Here is a 22064-nt window from a genome sequence, read left to right as displayed (position 1 = left end):
GCGTCCTTGGAGCGGGCACTACCGACCGAAAGCGCAGGGTGGTCTGAACATGACAAACGCACAGAATACCCACACTACAGTGAACGAGGAACGCCAGCGCCTGTTTCGCCGCGTGATGGTTTATGTCGCGCTTACGGTGGTGACGCTGATCATGGCGTTCCCGATCATCTGGATGGTCTCGGTCTCGCTGAAACCCACGGTAGAAACCTTCTCGCTGCCGCCCCGACTGCTTCCCAATTCGCTCTACCTGGATGGCTATACCCGTATTTTTGAAAACCCGCAGTTCCGCCGGTTTCTGCTCAACAGCTACTTGTTGGGTATCGTGGTGACGATCCTGTCGCTGGCGATCGGTACGCTCGCGGCCTTCGGGTTCTCTCGCTATCGGTTTTTTGGTGACAAGGCGGCGAAGCTCTTCGTCATCACGACGCAAATGGTGCCTTCGATCACCCTGCTGATCCCCTTCTTCGGAGTGATCGTCTGGCTGAGGCTTTACGATACGATCTGGGGTCTTGTTCTAACATATCTGACCTTCGCACTGCCTTACGCCGTGATCATGATGAATGGTTATCTCGACACGATACCGCGGGATTTCGACGAGGCCGCAACAATCGACGGCTGCAGCCCGCTTGGTGTCCTGTTCCGCGTTTTGCTGCCAGTCGCAGCACCTGGGCTCATCTCGACCGCTGTCTACACGTTCCTTCTGTCCTGGAACGAGTTTCTCTTCGCGTTGGCACTGACACGTTCGGTCGAGATGCGGACGGTGCCTGTCGGGATTTCAATGATGGTGGGCGAATTCGGCCTGAAATGGGACGAGATGATGGCCTTTTCCGTAATCGGCTCTCTGCCGGTTCTGGTGCTCTTCATGCTGGTGCAACGCTTTGTGGTGTCGGGCCTCTCGGCCGGGGGGATCAAAGGGTGAATGCCCGAAAACGCCGTGCGGTTAGGCACGGTTCAATGTCAGAGGAGGATAACGTGAAACTTACATGCACTCTCAAGGCGGCGGTCGCGGCCGCCACGCTATTGGCCGGAACGGCCTCGGCGCAGACCGAGATTGAATGGCTGCAATGGTTCGCTGCCGAAAATACGACAGGGTTCTACGAGGCGTTGGCCGAAGAATTCGAGGCCACACATCCTGACATCAAGGTCAAACTGGTAACCCAGCCCTTTGGCAAGGTCCGTGAGAGCATCGTGACCGACAGCGCAATCGGCGTGGGTTCGGACGTGTTGGGGCTCAACATGCCGTGGACAGCGGAGTTCATGAAGATCGGGCTGCTGGAACCGCTTGATGACTATTTGGCGCGCGACACGAATAGTTTCGCGACCGAAGATCTGGTTCAGGCCCCGATCGGCAAGATCGAAGGCCACACTTGGATGGTTCCGCTGAATGCCTTTCCCTTCGTGATGCATGTGAACATGCAGCTGGTTGAACAGGCAGGTTTCGACGCGCCGCCGTCAACCTGGGACGAGCTTCGAGAGCAGGCCATTGCGATCGCCGCCCTTGGCGAGGGCACGTCCGGTATCGGCCTGCCGTTCAGCTCTCAACCGCCTGCCAACGGTCCGATCCTGACTTTTCTGCCGCTTCTCTACACCAATGGTGGGCGGATCATGGATGGGACGACACCCAATTTTGACAATCCCAAGGTGGTTGAAACGCTCCACTTCCTCAACGACCTGAACAAGGCGGGCGCGATCGCGCCGGGTATTTCCTCGCGGACTGGCGGGGTTGATCTGGAAGAGTTCATCGCAGGCCGGACCGGTTTTCTGATCTCACCCGGTGTTCACGCTCAGGCAATCGAGGGGCGCAACGCGGATCTGGACTATGTTGCCGCCGCAGTGCCGAACAATGGTATCGAAGCGTACCGGGTCCATGGTTGGGAACTTGGCCTTTCTTCTGCCAGCAGGAACAAGGACGAAGCGTGGGAATTCATCAACTTCCTGCTTAGCAAGGACGTGAACGCTCGCGTTGCGGCGGCCTCCAACGCGTTGCCCGGAAACCTTGAAGCCCTTGAAATCGTAGGAGAAGGGGCAGGCGACGTCATGCAGGCTCAGATCGGGATCCTGGCCGAGCATGAACCGGTCGAGGAATTGCGGCAGGCGCCGAATGCCGTCGGTAGCTGGTCGCTGATGACAGAAGAGATGCAATCCATGCTGAACGGAGATCAAACGCCAGAAGAGACTGCAGCGAACGTGCAGGCCCGCTGGTTGGACCTGATCAAGTAACCACAGTGACCGGCCGCATTTGCAGCCGGTCCGCCCCTCTGGAAGGACAAATTGTGACAAGGATCATTCAGGGGTTCCGGGCGCAAGGCACGGCCTATCTGTTCCTCTTGCCATGCCTCGTTATCTTGGGTGCCCTGCTTTCGGTGCCGCTATACAAGGTCGTGGAATACTCGCTTTACGACAACGTCATCGTCGAACGAAATCCGACATTCGTCGGGCTGCAAAACTACCGCGATCTGCTGACTGACGGGGCGTATTGGTCCGCGTCGCTCAACACGATCCTGTTCACCATCGGTTCGGTCGTGGGGCACATCATCGTTGGAACGGGACTGGCTTTGCTCGTCAATTCCGACATCAATCGCCACGCGCAGACGCTGTTTCGCTCATTGCTGATCTTGCCGTGGATATTCACGGCAGTTGTGGTGGCGTTGAACTGGCAACTACTGCTGAATCCGTTCGGCGTGGTCAACTACGCGCTGGGGCAACTCGGGCTGATCGACGAACCGCTCGACTGGCTGGGCGATCCGGCCCTTGCGATGTGGTCGCTTTTGGTGATCTCGACCTGGCGGGGCTATCCATTCATCATGGTTAGTTTCCTCAGCGGCCTGCAATCTATCCCGCAAGAGCTTTACGAGGCCGCAGAGATCGATGGGGCCGGGTTCTTCGCGAAGTTTTGGCACGTGACCATCCCGCAGCTGAAGCCGGTAATCTATGGCGTTGCCCTGCTCGATCTTATCTGGACCTTCCAATTGTTCCCGCTTGTATGGCTAACCACCGGCGGCGGGCCTGGCCGTGCAACCGAGGTCTTGTCCACAATGACCTTCCGCTTTGCATTTGTGGATTTCGAATTCAGCAAAGCTGCTACCGCGGCGGTTTCGATCCTCGTGATCTCTGCAGCATTCACAATTCTCTATCTGCGAAACGAAACGCGGAAGATCTGACATTGAGGAGGCCTCGGCCATGTCGAAAATTGAGATCAGGAACCTGGTCAAGATGTATGGCGCGCATCAGGCGCTTCACGGCATCGATATCTCGATTGCACCCGGTGAATTCTGCGTGCTCGTCGGACCTTCGGGATGTGGAAAGTCCACAACCCTGCGCATGGTCGCGGGCCTGGAAACCATCTCGGGCGGAGAGGTGGTGATTGGTGACCGCGTCGTCAACGGGCTGAAGCCCAAGGACAGGGGTATCGCGATGGTCTTTCAGAACTACGCGCTTTACCCGTCCAAGACTGTCTATGAAAATATGTCTTTCTCGCTGCGTCTTGCGAAGATGCCAAAGCCGGAAATCGCTCGGCGCGTCAACGATGTCGCGCAGATCCTGGAACTTACTCCGCTTCTCGAACGCAAGCCTGGCGCTCTGTCAGGCGGTCAGCGTCAGCGCGTCGCAATGGGGCGTGCCATCGTGCGCGACCCGGAGGTCTTTCTCTTCGATGAGCCTCTCTCCAACCTTGACGCAAAGCTGCGTGGGCAAATGCGGGCTGAAATCAAGCGGCTGCATCAGCGTCTGAACAACACGATCATCTACGTGACACATGATCAGGTCGAGGCAATGACGCTTGCCGACAAGATCGTCATCATGAAAGACGGGCGGATCGAACAGCAGGGCACACCGGATGAGGTGTTTCACGACCCAGATACGCTGTTTGTTGCGGGCTTCATGGGAAGCCCCCCGATGAACCTGATTGACTGCATTGTGACGCCTACTGGAATCCGCCTGTCCGAAGTGGAGATTGCATGCGACGTGCCGCCATCGCTGACGTCTGGTGACAAGGTGGTGTTCGGGATCCGGGCGGACGATCTGCGTCCCAGTTCCGAAGGGGCGGAAGGTGTACCCATCAAGGCTCATCTCGATCTGATCGAGCAGTTAGGGACAGAGAACCTTGCTCATTTCCGTCTGGGACATACAGAAATGATCGGCAAGACCGATGGCCGCACAGCACTGAGTGCAGGCGACACTCCATCGTTCACACTTCAAATGCGTCACGCCTATTTCTTCGATCCTGCAACAGGTGCAAGACTGCGTTGAGTGTTTGACGCCACTGTTCACGCAGCGCAAGCTGTCTTGCGGCCGCCGGAGAAAGAAAGGTTGACCGAGGACATCATCGATCTGATCGTGAATGTGATCCGGGCACATCTCGGGGAGTTCGGAATCGTCGTCCCGAAGGGGATCCAGAACACCGGCCGCCTGATTGAGGTCCGCGACAAGGAAACGCTTCCAGATGCCGCTCGCAAGGCATTGAACCTGCTGGCCGATCAGTTGATGGACACGAAGAAGCCGATTGGAGATCTGACTGCTGACGTGGCCAACGTCGCCGCGTCCGACGAGGCCTCTCGGCGCCTGCAAACGATCCCGGGCATCGGCCCGATTACCGCCAGCGCTCTGGTTGCCTCGCTGCCGGACGTCACGGATTTCCAATCTGGCCGGGACCTCTCCGCCTGGATCGGCCTGACGCCAAAGCCCCACCCGACGGGAGGCAAGGAGCGGCCGGGGCGTATCTCGAAGACGGGGAACCGGTATCTACGACGCCTGCTATATCTCGGTGCCATGGCCCAGATCAGTTCCCGGCGCCGCAGAGAACCGGGCCACGACTGGCTGTGGCAGATTATCCAATGTAAGAAACCCAAACAGGCTGCAATCGCCTTGGCCAACCGCATGGCCCGAACGGTCTATGCGCTAATGAAGAACGGAACGGAATTCCAGGTAGCCAAAACCGCCTGAGCAGGTCCGGGGGTGTTGTCACGTAAACTCGGCGTCGGTTGTCGGTGTGCCGACATCAGCGTAATTGAAATGCATGATCCAACCCTCCATCAACTACAAACGCCACCGCTTCCCGCCAGAAATCATCGCTCACGCGGTCTGGCTGTACGTCCGTTTCAATCTGAGCCTGCGCGAGGTCGAGGAGATGATGCTGGAACGTGGCATCGACGTTTCCTACGAAACGGTCCGCCGTTGGACCCGCAAGTTCGGATCGCTGATTGCGCACAATTTACGCCGCCGACAGGCCCGCCCCGGCGATGTTTGGCATCTGGATGAAGTCGTGGTTAAGATCGCGGGCCGGTCATTCTGGCTCTGGCGTGCCGTCGAGCAGGACGGTGTTGTTTTTGATGAAATCCTCCAGCCCCGGCGGGACAAGCGCGCGGCAAAGCGGCTCTTGGTCAGGCTGATGAAACGCTGGGGCTTCGTGCCCAGACGGATCATCACGAACAAGCTTCGCTCCTACGGTGCAGCGAAGCGAGATGTCGCCCCCGGCCTTGATCACTGGTCCCACAAAGGGTTCAACAACCGCGCCGAGAACAGCCATTTGCCGTTGAGGGAAAGAGAACGGACGATGCAGCGTTTCCGATCACCAGGGGGGTTGCAACGCTTCGTCTCCATGCACTCCGAAACCCGCGATTTCTTCTCCGTCCCAGCCCGCCGCCGCGCAGCACTTGTGATCCGTTACCACCGAGTGAAAGCATTCGAGGCATGGAGAATCGCGGCCAACGTCGCTCTACGTGGAAATCGGCACACCAACCTGAAGACTGGTTGAGCTAATGTGACAACACCGACACCGAGTTTACGTGGCAACACCCCCGCTAAACCGCGTAGCCGAACAGTTTCGGAAGCCAGAGCACCAAGTCGGGTAACAGTACCAAACTCAGCAAGGCGAGCAGGAGAGCGATGAGGAACGGCCAGATTTCGCGGATAATCTCTGCCAATGGAATGCCCGTGACTGCGTTGAGCACAAACAGAAGGATGCCATATGGCGGGGTGATCAGCCCGATCATGCAATTGACGACGGCGATCACTCCGAAATGGACAAGGTCGATTTCAAGCTCGCGGCAGATTGGCAGGAATAGCGGGATGATCACCAGAATGATCGTTGTCGCATCCAGCACGCAGCCCAGAAGAAGCAGCAACAGCATGATGCCCAGAAGGAAGGACATCGGCCCGACATCAAGGTCCAGAAGGCTTGCAGCCAGCAGGCTGGGGATGTTTTCAGAGGCGACGACATAGTTCAGGATCAACGCGCCACCGATGACCAACCCGACCGCGGCAGAAGAGCGCGCGCTTTCGACCAGAATGCCGTAAAGCGCTTTGATGCTGAGCGCACGGTAAAAGAACGTGGCCAGCATCAAGGCGTAGAATGCTGCGACGGCGGCGGCTTCGGTCGGGGTCGTGACACCACCATAAATCCCGTAAAGCAGGATGGCGGGCATAAGCAGCGCCGGGAAGGCATTGGCCGTGCGGCGGGGCAGTTCAGACAGCGGGATAGGCTCTTCGAGTGCGAAGCCGCGGCGATGCGACAAGACAGTGTTCATGCCCATCAGGACCGCCCCCATCAGCAAGCCGGGGATGATGCCGCCAAGGAACAGGTAGCCGATAGAGGTGTTCGAAACCAAGGCATAGAGCACCATCGGGATTGATGGCGGGATGATCGGTCCGATCGTGGCAGATGCGGCCGTGATCGCCGCGGAATAGCCCCGCGTGTAGTGCCCGCTCTTGGTCATCATGGAGATGATGATCTTGCCGATGCCCGCCGCGTCCGCCACCGCAGATCCCGACATGCCCGAGAATATCAGGGAGGCCACGACGTTCACATGCCCCAAGCCCCCCCTGAACCGGCCCACCAGCGCGACGCAAAACCCCAGCAGACGGTCGCTGATCGTGCCTGCGTTCATGATATTGGCGGCGACGATGAACAGCGGCACGGCCAGCAGGATGAAGCTTTGATAGAGCCCATCCAACAGCACTTTGCCGATGATGCCGACTCCTTGCCCGGACGCCGCGACATATGAAATCGACGCAACGATGATCGCATAGGCGATGGGTGTTCCGATGCCCGCCAGAACAAACAGCGTGACGATGCAGATCAGGAATTCAGTCGTCATTTTGTCGGTTGTCCTGCGGGGGCTTCTACCGGCTCTTCCACGCCAAAGCGAACCGCGCGGTACACGGCCCAGGCGTAGCGCAGGGCCACTGCGACGAGGAAAAAGATGTAGATCGAGTAGATGTCGCGCATTCTGATCCAATCACCGAAGATGGTCGACAATGTCGCCGTTTTCTTGAGCCGCAGAATGTAGAACTTTGCCCAGGTCGGTTCGATCGACACCACGAGTGCTGTGCAAATCGAGATGCCGGATATGATGATGAACCAGCGCCGGACGGCAGGGCGCACCGTGACAAAGAGAATGTCAAAGGTGACGTGATCGCGGTCCCTTACGACAAAGGCATTTCCCCAGAAGACAAGCCAGATCCACAGCAGCAGGCAGAACTCCAGCGTCCAGCCGTAGAGCGATGGATTGAGGATGGGGAAGCGGTCTGCCAGCCATTCAAGCCGGGCCGAATACCGCACGACGATCTGGAGCATGAATGTCAGGAACATCGCGGCCATCATCGCGGCGGCAACCGCTTGGGCGAAGTGCTGCAACGCCGCTTGTACTCGTTTCATATGAGAGCCCCGTTCACGCGCATCTCGGTCGGATGGTGGATCAGCAAGGGAAGGGCGGATGTGACGCGCCCTTCCTCAGGTTTGCTGCGCGGCGTCTTAGTTGCCGAGCGCGTTGATCTTGTCGAGAACGCCCTCGGGCCAGCTTGCCGCCAGTTCAGAGCCTGCATATTGCGCCTGAACATGCGAGCGGAAGGCCGCGAGGTCGGGTTCGTACACATCAAGGCCCTGCTCGGTCAGGAACGCGACCAGCTCTGCTTCCTTGCCCAGCTGTGCCTGACGTCCGCTTTCGGCGGCAGCCTCGGCGGCGGCTTGAACGGTTGCCTGCTGTTCGGCTGTCAGGCCGTCCCAAACGCTCTTCGAGAAGGCAACATAGTTCAGGTCAACCAGATGCGAAGTCAGGGCGATTTGTTTGGTCACCTCATAGAACTTGGCATCCACGACGGTGGGCAAGGGGTTGTCCTGACCATCGACAGAGCCGGTCTGAAGCGCCGTGTAAACCTCTGTGAAGGCCATTGGGGTGGGGTTCGCACCAAGCGCCGAACCCAGGAACTGCCAGGCATCGGTTCCGGGCATGCGCAGGTTCACCCCAGCCAGATCTTCCGGGGTCATGACCGTCAGCTCGTCCTTGGATTGCCGCAGGTTGACGTGACGCTGACCCAGATACATCACGGCCAGAAGCTTCACGCCAAGCTCGTCCTCGACTTTTTGTTTGAACGGTTCCATCAGCGGATCGTTGAACACGGCGACCTGATGCGCTGCACTTTGATGCACATAACCGGTGGCGAAGATCGAAAATTCGGGGAAAAACTGTGCCAGCTCCTGTGCCGAGGTGATCGACATCTCAAGATCGCCCGACGCAATGGATTCCAGCTCTGACCCCTGCGCTATCAGCGAGCCGTTGTAATGGGGCTGGTAGGTTGCAAAACCGGCAACGGCGGGCGCGAAGACCTCTGCCAAAGCGACGGAGCGTTGGTCGGTTTCCGATGCCGGGGTCGACATCCGCAACGTGATATCGGCAGCATAGGCCGGGACAGCGATGGCCGCCGCCGTCAGCGCCATCAGGGTGCGCCTTGTGAGTTTCGTAATCATGTGTTTCCTCCTCCAAGTTAGATTGCGGTGTTTTCCCGCTTGATCGTACGTTGAGACCTCCCCCCGAGTGTCGTCAGATGCCCAGGGCACGGCGCTTTGCGCTGTCGATATGCGAATGAATTGCCTGAACGGCGGCCGCGCAGTCGCGCGCTTTCAGCGCTTCGAATATCGCGAGATGTTCGTCCAGAACAGGGACCACCAGATCGGGCAGCATCCGCGTGTCATTGTTCCTGATCAGTCGGATCTTGATCGCGTTGACGCGGTGGATGTCCGAAATGATCGGATTATTCATGGCGTCGATGATCCGGTCATGAAACGCCCAATCGGTGCGTTGAGCGGCCTTGAGAACCTCGGGTGTGACGCCCGCTTTCGCCTGTTCGCGAATGTCGGCATGCTGCTGCGCCAGCAGGTCGATCTCTTCCGAGGTGGCGGTTTTGCAGAACTCCGAAATCGCCTCGCCTTCGATGATATCGCGCAGCTGGAAAGCGTTGCGTACCAGATCAAGGTCGATGGAAAGAACCTGAAGCCCGCGCTTCGGCACCGTCTTGATAAGCCCGTCGGCTTCCAACCGCGGGATCATCTCGCGGATGGCACCCAGAGGCATCCCGGTCAGGTCAACCAGCTCGCGTTGGGAAACGATTTGTCCGGGTTTCAAATCGCGCGCGAGGAGTTTCTCGGTAAAGTTGGAATAGGCGTGATCGCGTTGGCGCAGGGCAGTATTCTGGGTCATGATCCGCCATCTTTCTTCGCGGCAAACCTCACTTCGATTGCGGCCTTCGCGTCAGCGGACAAAGGTTGCAAAGGGGCCCGAAGAGGCGCCCAATCCGCGTTGCCGGTCAATGTGACCATCGCGTGTTTCAGCGCGGGAATGACCGGGGTCGAGACGATAAGATCGACGTCCGATGACAGTGCTGTGTCTTCCTGGTGGGTTTGGAACAGGTCTGTCAGGCGCGCAGGAAACAGGTTCGCCATACCACAGATGGATCCGGCAGCACCCATCGGCAGGGCTTTGTGCAGCAGGCGTTCATCCCCGACAAGAACGGGAACCCTGCCACTTTCCAGAAGGGTGCGGGTATTGTCCCATTGTCCGGCGCTGTCTTTCACGGCCACCACCCGGTCCGGAAAGACGTCCTTCAAACGCATGATAAGGTCAAAAGACAGTGGCACCTGCGTGATCTGCGGGATGTGATACAGGATGAACCGCGCAGATGGGTCAGCGATTTCAAACAGGTCCGAATGCCACCGGAACAGGCCGGCATCGGTAAGATCGTTGAAATAGAAGGGCGGCAGAAGAAGGAATTGGGTGATGCCAAAGGCGACGCCCTGCTGCACCTGTGCCGCGACATCGGCCACTGCGGAAGCGCAAAGCCCAAGGGTGATCACCTCTGCCTCGATCCCGGCATCGCGGAGGGCCTTGATCGCCTCGCGCCGCTCTTCAAATCCGATCGAGGCGCCTTCGCCGGTCGTGCCAAACAGCGTCACGCCCTTCACCCCGCGTTGCAGCATTTCCTGCGCATGGGCGCAAAGCAGCGGAAGGTTGATCGCGCCATCGCGCCGGAATGGCGTCAGCAATGCCGTGGAAATTCCGAACGGGGGATTTGTTGTTTCTGTCATTATGCAGGTCCGCCTTTACCCCGAAGAATCTAGGGATAGCCTAGTATGTACACGTTGACTGTCAAGCTAACATGTTAGATGTGTTGTCATGCGCCATGAAGCTGCTGGAACGGGAAAGGGCACCTATGCCAAGGATCATCTGTGCGGGTCTGATCGCGGTCGATCTGGTGTTCGAGGTATCCCATATGCCCGCAAAGGGCACCAAGAACCGCGCTTCGACATCGCGGATGATCCCCGGTGGCGGCAGTCTGAACGCAGCGCTGGCGATTGCCGGTTTGGGTGGGCAGGTCAGCCTGTGCGGCGCCGTCGGCGACGACGTTTTCGGGCAGTTTCTGCGCCAGCGGATGCGGGATCGCGGGATAGACGATGTTCTGGTCAGCACGATGACAGAGATGCCGACTTCGCGGTCCGCGATCATCATCACGCCAGACGGTGACCGGAGCATCATCAATCATCGAGAGACAGGGCTCGCGCCTGCTTCAGTTGCGCTGCCAACGGATTTTCCATTCGACGCAGCCCTTGTCGATACACGTTGGCCCGCGGCCGCTGCCGAGATTGTCAAAGCCGCCCGGCATGCCGGAAAGCCAGCTGTCATTGATGCAGAAGCGCCGGTGGCAAACGCACGAAAGGCGCTTTCGGCCGCCAGTCATGTTGTCTTCTCCGAGCAGGGTTTGGCAGATTTCTGTGGTGCTGCCGGACCCGATTGTCTGGCGCAGGCTTCGGCCCGTCTGGGGTGCTGGTGCGCGGTGACGCGCGGTGCGGCCTCTGTCCTGTGTCATGACGGCGCCCAGATGACCGAGGTGCCGACGTTCAAGGCAAAGCCGTTGAACACGCTTGGTGCGGGCGATGCCTGGCACGGGGCTTTCACCTTGTCTCTGGCGCAGGGACGCTCCGAACTGGACGCTGTGCAGTGGGCCAATGCGGTCGCGTGCCTCAAGGTCGGCCGTTCCATCCACGACGAAGAAATGCCAACTGCGCAAGATGTGGCGCGTTTTCTCAATGCTCCGCCGGGTTCCGTTTGACCAACGCATCTTTGGTTGGGGTGGAGCATGTCCGGCTCGACCGAGCCAGCATCAACCAGCCATAAAAGCCTCTTTCCGGATGATCCCCTCCGCCGCAACCTGACCACTTGACTGCGTCGGCAATTGACGCGCGAGAAAAGGCACTACTTCTCTAACCTACCTGACCGGAGTGAAGCACAGCGCCGGTCTGGTCGGGGCGCGCGGTGCCTTGGGAATGTGGGTTAAAGAGGGTACATCCAGTGCGAAAAAGCGATCTGCCAAGCAAGACCTGCCCGGTATGCACACGGCCATTCTCGTGGCGCCGAAAATGGTCAAGAAACTGGGATGAGGTGCGATACTGCTCTGAAAAGTGTCGACGGTCGCGAAAGGCCAATGGAGCATGACGCGCCGCGCTCTTGTTATCGGGGCCACCGGGGGCATTGGTCATGCACTTGGCGTGGCGCTCGAAGCAAATGGCCTAGAGGTTACCCGGCTTTCACGCACCGCAGACGGGTTTGACATGACCGATCCCGCGAAGGTCGATGACCTCATGAACAGGATCGGCGGAACCTTCGACACCATCTTGATCGCCACGGGCATTCTGGCACCCGATGGGGCCGAGCCTGAGAAATCACTCGCCCAGATTGACGCTGAAAACATGGCAATGGTGATGGCCGCAAATGCCATCGGCCCGGCGCTGGTGTTGCGGCACATTCCTCGGCTAATCGCGCGAGATGAGCGTTCGGTGGTGGGGGTTCTTACGGCCCGCGTGGGGTCGATCGGCGATAACCGTCTTGGCGGGTGGTACAGCTACCGCGCGGCCAAAGCCGCGGCCAACCAGATCGTGCGCACGGCGGCGATTGAAATCGCGAGAAAGCGCAAAAAAGCGATCGTTGTCGCCTTGCATCCGGGCACCGTGGCCACATCGTTTACCGATGCCTATCCCGGGCACCCAAAGGTTGCTCCGGACGAAGCGGCCGCCAACCTCGTCGCGGTTCTTGACCAGTTGACGCCAGAACAGACGGGATGCTTTTTCGACTGGGCCGGAAAGCCAGTTCCATGGTGAAGCCGCGTCTTGTATTGGTGCTTGGCGATCAGTTGAGCCATGACCTCTCGTCCATCCGAATGGCCGAGAAGGGCCGGGACGCGGTCGTCATGGCCGAGGTGATGGACGAAGCAACTTACGTCCCGCATCACCCGAAAAAGATAGCGCTTGTTCTGGCCGCGATGCGCAAATTTGCGTCGGCGCTCAAGGATGATGGCTGGACCGTCGCCTATACCAAACTCGATGACGAGGCCAATACCGGCTCCATCACGGGAGAGCTTATTCGCCGCGCATCTGAATTTGATGCCGATGAGATCATCGCCACGACACCTGGCGAGTGGAGGCTGATCGATGCCCTGAACGACCTGCCGCTTGTGGTGCGCCAGTTACCGGATGACAGGTTTGTCACCTCGCCCAAGGAGTTTGCCAACTGGGCGGAGGGTCGCAAGGAATTGCGGATGGAATGGTTCTACCGGCAGGTGCGGCGCAAGACTGGCCTGTTGATGGAGGAAGGCGAGCCGGTTGGCGGAAGGTGGAACTATGACAGCGAGAACCGCAAACCGGCACCGCAGGACACCCGGTCACCGGAGCCGCTGACTTTTGAACCCGACGCCGTCGTTACCGACGTGCTCGACCTTGTCGAGAAACGCTTCGCGGAAAATTTCGGGGAGCTGCATCCCTTCGGGTTCGCAACGGACCGTAAGCAAGCGCTCGCGGTTCTTGATCATTTCATCTCCTGCGGGCTTCCGCGCTTTGGCGACTATCAGGACGCGATGATTGCCGGAGAGCCCTGGCTTTGGCATGCGATCATCTCGCCCTATCTGAACATCGGTCTGCTGAACCCGATCGAAGTCTGCCGCCGGGCGGAAGAGGCGTTTCGCGCAGGTGCCGCACCCCTGAACGCGGTGGAGGGTTTCATCAGGCAGATCATCGGCTGGCGCGAATATGTCCGGGGCATCTATTTCCTCGAAGGCCCGGATTACACGTCCCGAAATGCGCTGGTTCACGACCGCCCGCTTCCTGCACTTTTCTGGGGGGGTGGAACGCATATGCGATGCCTTGGCGAGGTTGTGGGCCAGACCAGGGACCATGCCTATGCTCACCACATTCAAAGGCTGATGATAACGGGAAATTTTGCGCTGCTGGCCGGGCTTGATCCGGGTGCGGTGCATCAATGGTATCTGTCCGTGTATGCAGATGCGTTCGAATGGGTCGAGGCCCCCAACACGATCGGGATGAGCCAGTTTGCGGATGGCGGCCTGGTCGCGTCAAAGCCTTACGTGTCCTCGGGCAACTACATATCAAAAATGTCCGATTACTGTTCGGGCTGCCATTATGACGTCAAGGCCAAGACAGGCGAGCGCGCTTGCCCGTTCAACCTGCTCTACTGGCATTTCATCGAACGCAACCGGGAGCGCCTTCAAAACAACCCCAGAATGTCCGTTATTTACCGGGGTTGGGACAAGCGAGATGCAGACCAGCGAGACGAGATCCTGACCGACGCGACTGCCTGGCTGGATCGGATGGAGAAAGGAGAAACCGTCTAACAGGCAGCAGCATGGTTGCTGTGAAGCCGCCGGATAGCTGTCGCAAGACGTTATTATCCACGCGGCGTGAAGCCCCACCACCCGTTGCGGGTCTTGCTCTCCATTGTCGATACGCGGCTGCCTCAGCTTTGGCCCGGGCCATGAGACGGAAAGTAGACTTGGTCGCTGCGCTGGTGGCAATTTAGCACCGCCCTGTGGATATACGTTCCCAAGTTCGGGCAAGATTTCAGATACACGCAGCAAAGCTTTGCCATATCCCTTCCGTCGTTTTTGATGTCTGCGGGGATTGTGCATCTTGTCTGCCCGATGGATCTGCCAAAGGTGACTACCCGGGCCGTGCGCCCGGCGACTGCTTCGCCTCCGCAATCAGCTTGGCGGCGGTGACCAGGTCGTGCTTGAAGTCTGCTGTTGCTTTCTCTCGCGCCGCAGGGTCCGGGAGCCGCAGCAGGTAGGAAGGGTGGAGGGTGACGAGCACGGGCAATCCGTCTGGCCCGGTTTCGATCTTGCCCCTTCGCGACAGGATATTCGCGCCATCACCTGTCAGGCTTTGCGCGGCGGTTGCGCCCATCGCAAGGATCAGCCTGGGCCGGACCTGCGCAATCTCGGCATCAAGCCACCAGCGACAATGTTCAATTTCGGACCGCTCTGGCCGCTGATGGATGCGCCGCTTGCCGCGCGGGGCGAATTTGAAATGCTTGACGGCGTTGGTGACGAATGCGGCCTCGCGGTCCAGACCGGCGGAGGCGGCGATGTTGTCAAACATCTGCCCCGCAGGACCGACGAAGGGGCGACCGCTCAGGTCTTCCATGTCGCCGGGTTGTTCACCCACCACCATCAGATCGGCGGAGGCAGGGCCCTCGCCCGGAACGGCTTGCGTCGCGTGACAATGCAGCGGGCAGCGCGTGCAGGCGCGGATCGCTTTCGGCAGCTCTTCGGCCGGGCCGTCCCAGGCGGAGTCGCAGGCCGCCAATTGCGCCTGAACTTGCGCCATACGGGCGGGTGGAAGCGTCGGCGCGGCCTCGGCCATGGCGCGCGCACGCGTCGGCGCGTCGGCGATCATCTGCGGAATGAACGCGGCTTCTGGCATGTTCTTCCAGTACTTCTTGGGCATTTCCGATTGCATCGCCTTCACCTTCAGGCGCGCCGGATTGAAGATATTCTGGAAATAGGTGATCCAAAGCTGCTCGCCCGCGTCTTCGGGCAGGTCTGGTTTGCTGTGGCCTTCTTGGAAGGACAGCTTTCCCCGCTCGAATATGGCTGACACATCGGGGGTAAGGATACGCCAATCCATGTCGGAAAAGCGCCGCACGAAAAAGTCTGCGGTCGGCTCTACCGTTTGGTGGCTGGGCTCAAACCATGCGGCGAAACTGCGACGGGCGTCCTCGGCTGTGCCAATTTCGCGGAAGCGGACAAATGCCTTCATCTTGTGTTGGCAGCGGCGCACATTCTTTTCCATCTGCCGAAGTTTCGCGAGATCCGGATCGCCGCGATCTGCCATCAAATGCGGCGCGTCTTTCAGTCGCCACAAGAACGCATAAAGCCGCGCAAAGCGTTCAGGATCGCTGTGCCATACGGCGGTTTCAGCCATGGAGATAAAGCTGCGCGGCACCGATACAGGCCCGCCCGCACGTGGCAGACTGTCCTCGCCGAAAAGGTCAGGCGCGGCGGCGTGATCGCCCCAAAGGATCTGCTCGGGTGGTACACCGGCGGCAAGAAAAGCCCGGGCCGCTTCGCGCCATGCCTTGGCGGTTCCGATCGCAGGCAGACTGACACGATGCATCAGAACAGCGTTAACTGTTCAGGCGGCGGCGCGAACCGCGCGCGCAGATCAGTACTGTCGGTCAATCCACCCGGCGTCCAGCCCCCGGCGGTGATGAAGGCGCGCGCCTTTTTCATCGACGCACCCATGCGCGAGAGATCTTCGTAGCGAAGCGACCGGTGGCGCCGCGTTGTCAGAATTCGGTTCACCGTCTTCACCCCGAAACCCGGCACGCGCAGCAGCATCTCTCGGCTTGCGCGGTTGACATCCAGCGGAAAGACTGCGCGATGCGCCAGCGCCCATGCCAGTTTGGGGTCGATCTCCAGATCAAGGTTGCCGTCCCGGGTGACCGAGGTGATCTCGTCCAGCTGGAAGTCGTAGAACCGCAGCAGCCAGTCGGCCTGATAAAGCCGGTGTTCGCGTTGCAGCGGCGGGCGGATCAGGGGCAGCTTAGCAGAGCTGTCCGGGATGGGTGAAAAGGCAGAATAGTAGACGCGTTTGAGCTTGTAGCTTGAATATAGCCGCGTCGACTGTCCCAATATCGTCGCATCATTGGATGCATCCGCGCCGATGATCATCTGGGTGGACTGGCCCGCCGGGGCAAACCGGGGCGGGCGTTTGCCGCTAAAGGATTTGTCCTTGCTCGCGTCCTTCGTTATGCGAACATTGGCCATGGCGCGGCGGATCTGTTCGGGCTTTTTCTCGGGCGCGTATTGTTTGACGGCGGCATCAGTGGGCAGTTCGACATTGATCGACAGGCGATCCGCCAGCCGCCCGGCCTCTTCAATCAACTCAGGCGAGGCATCGGGGATGGTCTTGAGGTGGATGTAACCGCGAAAATTCTCCTCGTGGCGCAGCTTTCGGGCGATCTGCACCATGTCGGACATCGTCGCATCGGGGGACCGGATCACACCCGAGGACAGGAATAGACCTTCGATGTAATTGCGCCGGTAGAATTCAATGGTCAGCCGCACCGCCTCATCGACGCTGAACCGCGCGCGGGGTACGTTTGAAGAGACGCGATTGATGCAATAGCTGCAATCGTAGATGCAGAAGTTCGTCATCAGGATTTTCAACAGGCTGATACAGCGCCCGTCGGGGGCGTATGCGTGGCAGATGCCGCTGCCTTCGTTGGACCCCAACCCTTTGCCATCACGTGAGTGGCGTTTGGTCGAGCCCGAAGACGCGCAAGACGCGTCGTATTTCGCCGCGTCGCTGAGAATAGCCAGTTTTTGTTCGAGTGTCTGTTTTGCCATATGTTCTACATATGTTCTCAATCTTGGATTGTCATCAGGTGAAGATCAACCTTGAAGATAACTGCGCGTGATCTTGCTCGCGTTGTGACCGTAGAGTAGGTCGACCTGCTTGATCGGCGCCGAAGGACGTTGTCCGACCTTTTCTATGCAGGGTTGACTGCGGCCAGAGAGCCGTTGGCCGCCCGGCGTAAACTGCTCTTTCGGTTTTTGGTGCAGGTCGGACGACTTCTGCAGAGTCCGAAATCGTCTGTTTGTTAACCTTAATAATTGTTCATTGACATAACTACTTCCCGATGTAGGTTTCCTTGGGGGAGAGAGATCATGATTGTTCAGGGCAAATTCGGTGTCCCTACCGGTGGCACGCGTGACCTAAGACCTGCAACGGCACGGCTGTTTTCCAAGGCGAGCGTAACGCTTGCGTGTTTGAACCTGTGCGGCGATGCACTGCCACGCGTTGCCGTGAAGAATGCCGGTACCGTTGCGGTGGCGGGAATTCCGCGCCCCGCATGCCAAAGAAGTTAGGATACGGACGTGACCAAAACCGAACCCACAGACAGTGTCTTGCTCGTCGAAATTGATGGGCCTGTTGCGACGTTGACAATGAACCGTCCGGCCAAGCGCAACGCCATGTGTGACGAGTTGTTGGACGCCATTGACGCGTTCTTCTCCAATCCGCCGGAACGGGTGCGGGTTGTTATCCTGACAGGCACAGCGGGGCATTATTGTTCGGGTCTTGATCTGTCCGAGCATGTGGCGCGCGACGCAGAAGGCACGATGCGCCATTCCCGCAACTGGCACCGGGTGATGGATCTGATCCAGATGTCCGGGCTTCCTGTCGTGTCGGCAATGTTCGGCGCGGTCATTGGCGGCGGGTTGGAGCTCGCGGCATCGACGCATGTGCGCATCGCTGAACCGTCCTGCATTTTCCAACTGCCTGAAGGGCGTCGCGGCATTTTCGTGGGCGGCGGTGCGACGGTGCGGGTTGGTCGTATTCTCGGCGCCGACCGGATGTGTGAGATGATGCTGACGGGCCGCAAGTTTGGCACCGAAGAAGGCCTTGCGATGGGGTTGACGCATTACGCTGTCGGTGAGGGCGAGGCGTTGCCGAAGGCGCGCGAATTGGCCGAAGGCATCGCGAGGAACGCGTCGCTGTCCAACTACATGATGATCCAGGCGATCAGCCGTATCTCTGACATGTCGCGCAGCGACGGTTTGTTCACCGAAAGCCTGGCGGCGGCGGTCTCGCAGACCAGCGCAGACGCCGAAGAGGGGCTCAAGGCCTTTCTTGAAAAACGCAAACCGGTCTTCCGGTGATTGCAGAAGGCAAGACTTGTCGTCATCGCTTCAGGCAGGAGACAGAATGACCGATCAACTTGGCAATGGGATCTGCAACGTCGCATCGACCTTGGCTGCCTACACGCAGGACCACTTTCCCGCCGAGGTCATCGACTTTACGCAGCCCTTCCGCCACACCGCGACATTCGGCACGGATGTCTCAACGCGTATTACGGTTTCAATTCGCTCTCCGGCGTTGAGCTATCGGCAGATCGACCCTGTGATGAAGTGAGGGCTTCAATTGGCGGCAAAAACACCTCCCCGGCACTCGACGACGACTGAACGGCGCGCAAGCGATGCGCTTTTGCGCCAGTTCGTCGGCTACCGGATGAAACGGGCATATCTGTTGATTCAGAATGATCTGGCCCAAACGCTTGAGCCGTTTGGCCTGCGGACGGGGACGTTTTCTGCCTTGGCAGTTGTGGTGGCCAGTCCAGGGATATCCCAATCGGACCTGTCGGACGTTCTGAACATCAAACGTTCTGGTGTTGTGGTCGTCGTTGATGAGCTGGAACGTGCGGGCTCGTTGAAGCGCGAGCCTGTCAAGGGAGATCGCAGAACCAATGCATTGACAGCCACACCGGCGGGCCGAAATCTTTGGAAGAAAGCGGAAAAAGTGGTGCAGAACCATGAAGCCGCGCTGTTCCGCGATCTGGATCCGCAAGAGATCGCGCATCTCCGCGATCTGCTGGGCCGAGTGAGCAGGGCGCCCGGCTCTGATTTGGAGACCGAGAAGTGACTGACCAGAAGACCGGCCTACATCTGGTGCCGCACGCGGTGAACGTCTCGCGGACCGGCAAAGACACGATCCTCACCTCTCGGGTTGATCTTGGCGATGTGGTGGACCGGACCGCAGACTGGCTGCATCATTGGGCGGAAAAGACGCCCGACAACGTCTTCCTGTCCGAACGCTGTGACAGCGGATGGCGCAATGTCACGTTCAGGCAGGCTCTGGATGCGGTGCGCGCAATTGCGACGTCACTGGCCGCGCGCGACATGGGCGCGGATACACCGATTGTGATCCTGTCCGGCAACTCCATCAACCACGCGTTGCTGTCCTATGGTGCGCAATATGCGGGTGTGCCAACGGTGCCGCTTGCGGAACAATATTCCCTGATTGCCGAAGCCCATGGCCGGTTGACATATGTGTTGGACAAGGTTCGGCCGACGATGGCCTACACCGATGACGCAGGGCTTTACGCGTCAGCCTTGGCGCTGCCGCAATTTGCCGATGTCGAAATCGTCGCAACGCACACAGGCGGGGCGCCGGTTGCGGTGACACGTTTTGACAGTTTGCTTAAAGGCGATGCGCGTCAGGATGCAGATGCGCTACTGGCCGCGACGGGCCCCGATACGGTTGCGAAGATCCTGTTCACCTCCGGGTCGTCCTCTGATCCGAAAGGTGTTCTGACCACGCAAGGGATGATGTGTGCGAACCAAAGCCAGATGGCGGCCGTTCTGCCTGTTCTGCAGGACCGAGCCCCCCGCATCTGTGACTGGTTGCCGTGGAACCATGTGTTTGGCGGCTCGCATAATACGAACATGATGTTGGCTCATGGCGGCACCCTTGTCATCGATGACGGCAAACCCACCGCAAAGCTTTTCGGGCGAACGGTGCGCAACATCCTCGAACAGCCGGGCACGTTGTCGTTCAATGTCCCGGTTGGGTTTTCCATGCTCGTTCGGGAAATGGAGACGAACCTCGCGCTTCGCGAAGCGTATTTCGGCGATCTTGACATGATCTTCTATGCCGGTGCTTCGCTGCCCCAGGATGTCTGGACACGTCTGGAGGAAATGGCGATCGAGGTGCGCGGACGCTTGCCGCTGATGATCTCCAGCTGGGGTATGACCGAAACCGCCCCGGCGACGATCATGGTCCATGAGCCCATCGGCCGTTCCGGCGTGATCGGCGTGCCCTTGCCGGGCACAGTGGTAAAGCTGAGCCCCGACGACGACATGCGCTGCGAGTTGCGCGTGAAAGGCCCAAACGTGATGAAGGGATACTTCGAAGATCCGGTCAAGACAGCCGAGGCATTTGACGACGATGGTTTCTTGATAACCGGTGACGCCGTGCGCTTTGTCGATGGGGCAGATCCCGACCGGGGGCTTGCGTTCGACGGGCGTGTGTCCGAGGACTTCAAACTTTCGACGGGCACATGGGTTCAGGCGGGCAAGCTGCGGCTGGACGCGCTCGACGCGCTGCGGGGTCTGGTGCAGGACGTGATGATTTGCGGCCATGATCGCGACGCAATCGGCCTGTTCATTTTCCCGCGGCCGGAACAGGTACATGGTGACAACACGTCCGCAGGGGCGGTGATCGACCCGGTTCTGCAATCCCAGATCGAAACCCGTCTCAGAGATCTGGCAAAATGCGCAACCGGGTCCGCCAAGCGGATCTCACGGGCGATTATTCTGGCTGAACCTCCTTCGCTCAAGAACAGCGAGGTCACGGATAAGGGCTCGCTCAACCCGCGCAAGATCATGACCAGACGGGCGGGTCTGCTCGAGCGGCTATACGACAACGACGATCCGGCGCTGATACGGGTATGAGGAGAACACGATGGTAGACTTTGCAAAGGTTCGCGCGATTGATTTTCATACCCATGCCGAGGAGGCCTGCGGGTGTCACACGGATGACGGGTATGACGAGTTGCAAAGCACGATGGCCAAATATTTTGGCGCGCCGTGGCAACATCCGCCAACCATCGACGAGACCGCCGCGCATTACCGCGAAAAGAACATCGCCGCCGTTATCTTTCCCGTCGATGCAGAGCGCGAAACCGGCTATCGGCGCTACAACAATTACGAGGTTGCAGACGCTTGCGCCAGGAATGACGACATCCTGATCCCCTTTGCATCCATTGATCCGGCCAAAGGCAAGTTGGGCGCGCGCGAGGCCCGGGATCTGGTGGATAACCACGGCGTGCAGGGCTTCAAATTCCACCCGACAATGCAGGGGTTCTATCCCAACGACCGCTCCGCCTATGTGCTGTATGAGGCAATCGCGGAAACCGGAAAGCCTGCATTGTTTCACACCGGCCAAACCGGCGTGGGATCGGGCATGAGGGGCGGAAACGGGATGCGTCTGAAATATTCGAACCCGATGTATATGGATGATTTGGCTGTCGATTTTCCCGACATGCCGATCATCCTCGCGCATCCGTCATTTCCCTGGCAAGAGGAGGCGCTGTCCGTCGCGCAACACAAGCCGAACGTGTATATCGACCTGTCTGGCTGGTCGCCAAAATACTTTCCCAGGATCCTCGTTCAATATGCGAACCGCATGCTCAAGCATAAGATGCTCTTCGGATCGGACTGGCCGATGATTGCTCCGGAAAAGTGGCTGGATGCCTTCGATCAGGCTGATTTCCGCGACGAGGTGCGACCCCTTATCCTGAAAGAAAACGCCATGCGATTGTTGGGCGTGACGGCATAGGGGATTGGGTGGATACCGGGCAAGCCCGCATTCTGGGTGCCTTCAATACTTCGTTCCGAATAGGGCTGCTGGTGTTTGAGCGTGCTTGAGCCTGATGCGCTTGCCGATAAACGTCCGCCGACGTCATCCAGCCATGATAAATTGACCGGACCGCCTTTGAGTCCTCGGAACGGGCTTATCTGACTTGCATGAGGTTTGAAGGTCAATTCACCCGTTTGACCTCATCCAGACGGTGCATCTACTGCGGGTTTGACGCTGTCCGGAAGCTGCTGGGGGATCAAACCAACTGAGCCATCTGGCCCCGACTGCTTCCCCAATCCAGATATGA

Annotated in this window: 22 protein-coding genes; 15 read left to right on the top strand and 7 right to left on the bottom strand. The window is 59.0% G+C overall.

What is annotated here, in order from left to right; translation table 11 throughout:
- Positions 1-49 precede the first annotated feature (49 nt).
- From EDD52_RS15270 to EDD52_RS15245, 6 genes are all read left to right on the top strand, one after another.
- A complete protein-coding gene (locus tag EDD52_RS15270) occupies positions 50-919 on the top strand; it encodes a carbohydrate ABC transporter permease (protein ID WP_132246498.1) in 870 nt (289 codons plus the stop codon).
- Between the two features lie 53 nt (positions 920-972).
- On the top strand, positions 973-2220 hold the full coding sequence (locus tag EDD52_RS15265; protein WP_165907559.1) for an ABC transporter substrate-binding protein: 1248 nt from the start codon (positions 973-975) through the stop codon (positions 2218-2220).
- 53 nt (positions 2221-2273) lie between these two features.
- The gene (locus EDD52_RS15260) at positions 2274-3161 is read left to right on the top strand and encodes a carbohydrate ABC transporter permease (RefSeq protein ID WP_165907558.1); all 888 of its coding nucleotides are present in this window, start codon (positions 2274-2276) and stop codon (positions 3159-3161) included.
- Between the two features lie 19 nt (positions 3162-3180).
- Positions 3181-4248 carry an ABC transporter ATP-binding protein gene (locus tag EDD52_RS15255; protein ID WP_132246492.1) on the top strand — a complete coding sequence of 356 codons (1068 nt, stop codon included), beginning with the start codon at positions 3181-3183 and terminating at the stop codon, positions 4246-4248.
- 60 nt (positions 4249-4308) lie between these two features.
- On the top strand, positions 4309-4941 hold the full coding sequence (locus EDD52_RS15250; protein WP_165907557.1) for an IS110 family RNA-guided transposase: 633 nt from the start codon (positions 4309-4311) through the stop codon (positions 4939-4941).
- A gap of 73 nt (positions 4942-5014) precedes the next feature.
- Positions 5015-5752: an IS6 family transposase gene (locus EDD52_RS15245; RefSeq protein ID WP_132246488.1), complete on the top strand. Its 738-nt coding sequence runs from the start codon at positions 5015-5017 to the stop codon at positions 5750-5752.
- A gap of 46 nt (positions 5753-5798) precedes the next feature.
- Here EDD52_RS15245 and EDD52_RS15240 read toward each other — a convergent pair whose 3' ends face one another.
- The 5 genes from EDD52_RS15240 to EDD52_RS15220 all read right to left on the bottom strand — a co-directional run bounded on the left by EDD52_RS15240 (position 5799) and on the right by EDD52_RS15220 (position 10357).
- Positions 5799-7094 carry a TRAP transporter large permease gene (locus EDD52_RS15240; protein WP_132246486.1) on the bottom strand — a complete coding sequence of 432 codons (1296 nt, stop codon included), beginning with the start codon at positions 7092-7094 and terminating at the stop codon, positions 5799-5801.
- Positions 7091-7654, bottom strand: a complete 564-nt coding sequence (locus EDD52_RS15235) for a TRAP transporter small permease (RefSeq protein WP_132246484.1) — start codon at positions 7652-7654, stop codon at positions 7091-7093. Before EDD52_RS15235 ends, EDD52_RS15240 begins: the two co-directional genes overlap by 4 nt.
- A 96-nt stretch (positions 7655-7750) precedes the next feature.
- Entirely contained in the window at positions 7751-8743 is a 993-nt protein-coding gene (gene dctP / locus EDD52_RS15230) for a TRAP transporter substrate-binding protein DctP (RefSeq protein ID WP_132246482.1), read from the bottom strand.
- 73 nt (positions 8744-8816) lie between these two features.
- Positions 8817-9473 (bottom strand): GntR family transcriptional regulator, encoded by a 657-nt coding sequence (locus EDD52_RS15225; RefSeq protein WP_132246480.1) that lies wholly within the window; start codon positions 9471-9473, stop codon positions 8817-8819.
- Complete coding sequence (locus EDD52_RS15220) at positions 9470-10357, bottom strand: dihydrodipicolinate synthase family protein (RefSeq protein ID WP_132246478.1); 888 nt, start codon at positions 10355-10357, stop codon at positions 9470-9472. Before EDD52_RS15220 ends, EDD52_RS15225 begins: the two co-directional genes overlap by 4 nt.
- Before the next feature lie 125 nt (positions 10358-10482).
- Here EDD52_RS15220 and EDD52_RS15215 point away from each other — a divergent pair, with 125 nt between their 5' ends.
- From EDD52_RS15215 to EDD52_RS15200, 4 genes are all read left to right on the top strand, one after another.
- A complete protein-coding gene (locus tag EDD52_RS15215) occupies positions 10483-11379 on the top strand; it encodes a carbohydrate kinase family protein (RefSeq protein WP_165907556.1) in 897 nt (298 codons plus the stop codon).
- 203 nt (positions 11380-11582) lie between these two features.
- Entirely contained in the window at positions 11583-11762 is a 180-nt protein-coding gene (locus EDD52_RS15210) for a DUF2256 domain-containing protein (protein ID WP_341539842.1), read from the top strand.
- On the top strand, positions 11759-12424 hold the full coding sequence (locus tag EDD52_RS15205) for an SDR family NAD(P)-dependent oxidoreductase (protein WP_132246472.1): 666 nt from the start codon (positions 11759-11761) through the stop codon (positions 12422-12424). The genes EDD52_RS15210 and EDD52_RS15205 overlap by 4 nt, the downstream gene beginning before the upstream one ends.
- Positions 12418-13950 (top strand): cryptochrome/photolyase family protein, encoded by a 1533-nt coding sequence (locus EDD52_RS15200; protein ID WP_207906037.1) that lies wholly within the window; start codon positions 12418-12420, stop codon positions 13948-13950. Before EDD52_RS15205 ends, EDD52_RS15200 begins: the two co-directional genes overlap by 7 nt.
- Before the next feature lie 325 nt (positions 13951-14275).
- Here the strand turns inward: EDD52_RS15200 and EDD52_RS15195 are convergent, their stop codons facing one another.
- Together EDD52_RS15195 and EDD52_RS15190 are read right to left on the bottom strand one after the other, a co-directional pair.
- Entirely contained in the window at positions 14276-15730 is a 1455-nt protein-coding gene (locus EDD52_RS15195) for a UdgX family uracil-DNA binding protein (protein ID WP_132246470.1), read from the bottom strand.
- On the bottom strand, positions 15730-16965 hold the full coding sequence (locus EDD52_RS15190; protein ID WP_132246468.1) for a putative DNA modification/repair radical SAM protein: 1236 nt from the start codon (positions 16963-16965) through the stop codon (positions 15730-15732). The genes EDD52_RS15195 and EDD52_RS15190 overlap by 1 nt, the downstream gene beginning before the upstream one ends.
- 531 nt (positions 16966-17496) lie before the next feature.
- On the opposite strand from EDD52_RS15190, the gene EDD52_RS15185 reads away from it, so the two are divergent.
- The 5 genes from EDD52_RS15185 (at position 17497) to EDD52_RS15165 (ending at position 21736) form a co-directional block, all read left to right on the top strand.
- Entirely contained in the window at positions 17497-18279 is a 783-nt protein-coding gene (locus tag EDD52_RS15185) for a crotonase/enoyl-CoA hydratase family protein (protein WP_279389270.1), read from the top strand.
- A gap of 46 nt (positions 18280-18325) precedes the next feature.
- The gene (locus EDD52_RS15180) at positions 18326-18532 is read left to right on the top strand and encodes a hypothetical protein (protein ID WP_132246466.1); all 207 of its coding nucleotides are present in this window, start codon (positions 18326-18328) and stop codon (positions 18530-18532) included.
- 72 nt (positions 18533-18604) lie between these two features.
- Positions 18605-19039: a MarR family winged helix-turn-helix transcriptional regulator gene (locus EDD52_RS15175; RefSeq protein WP_243651959.1), complete on the top strand. Its 435-nt coding sequence runs from the start codon at positions 18605-18607 to the stop codon at positions 19037-19039.
- Entirely contained in the window at positions 19036-20850 is a 1815-nt protein-coding gene (locus EDD52_RS15170) for a feruloyl-CoA synthase (RefSeq protein WP_132246464.1), read from the top strand. Before EDD52_RS15175 ends, EDD52_RS15170 begins: the two co-directional genes overlap by 4 nt.
- A gap of 10 nt (positions 20851-20860) precedes the next feature.
- Positions 20861-21736, top strand: a complete 876-nt coding sequence (locus EDD52_RS15165; protein WP_132246462.1) for an amidohydrolase family protein — start codon at positions 20861-20863, stop codon at positions 21734-21736.
- Positions 21737-22064: the final 328 nt, after the last annotated feature.

Source organism: Primorskyibacter sedentarius, from assembly GCF_004342065.1.
GTDB lineage: Bacteria > Pseudomonadota > Alphaproteobacteria > Rhodobacterales > Rhodobacteraceae > Primorskyibacter > Primorskyibacter sedentarius.
Note: the sequence above shows the minus strand (reverse complement) of the source record. Positions and strands in the feature narration are given on the sequence as shown.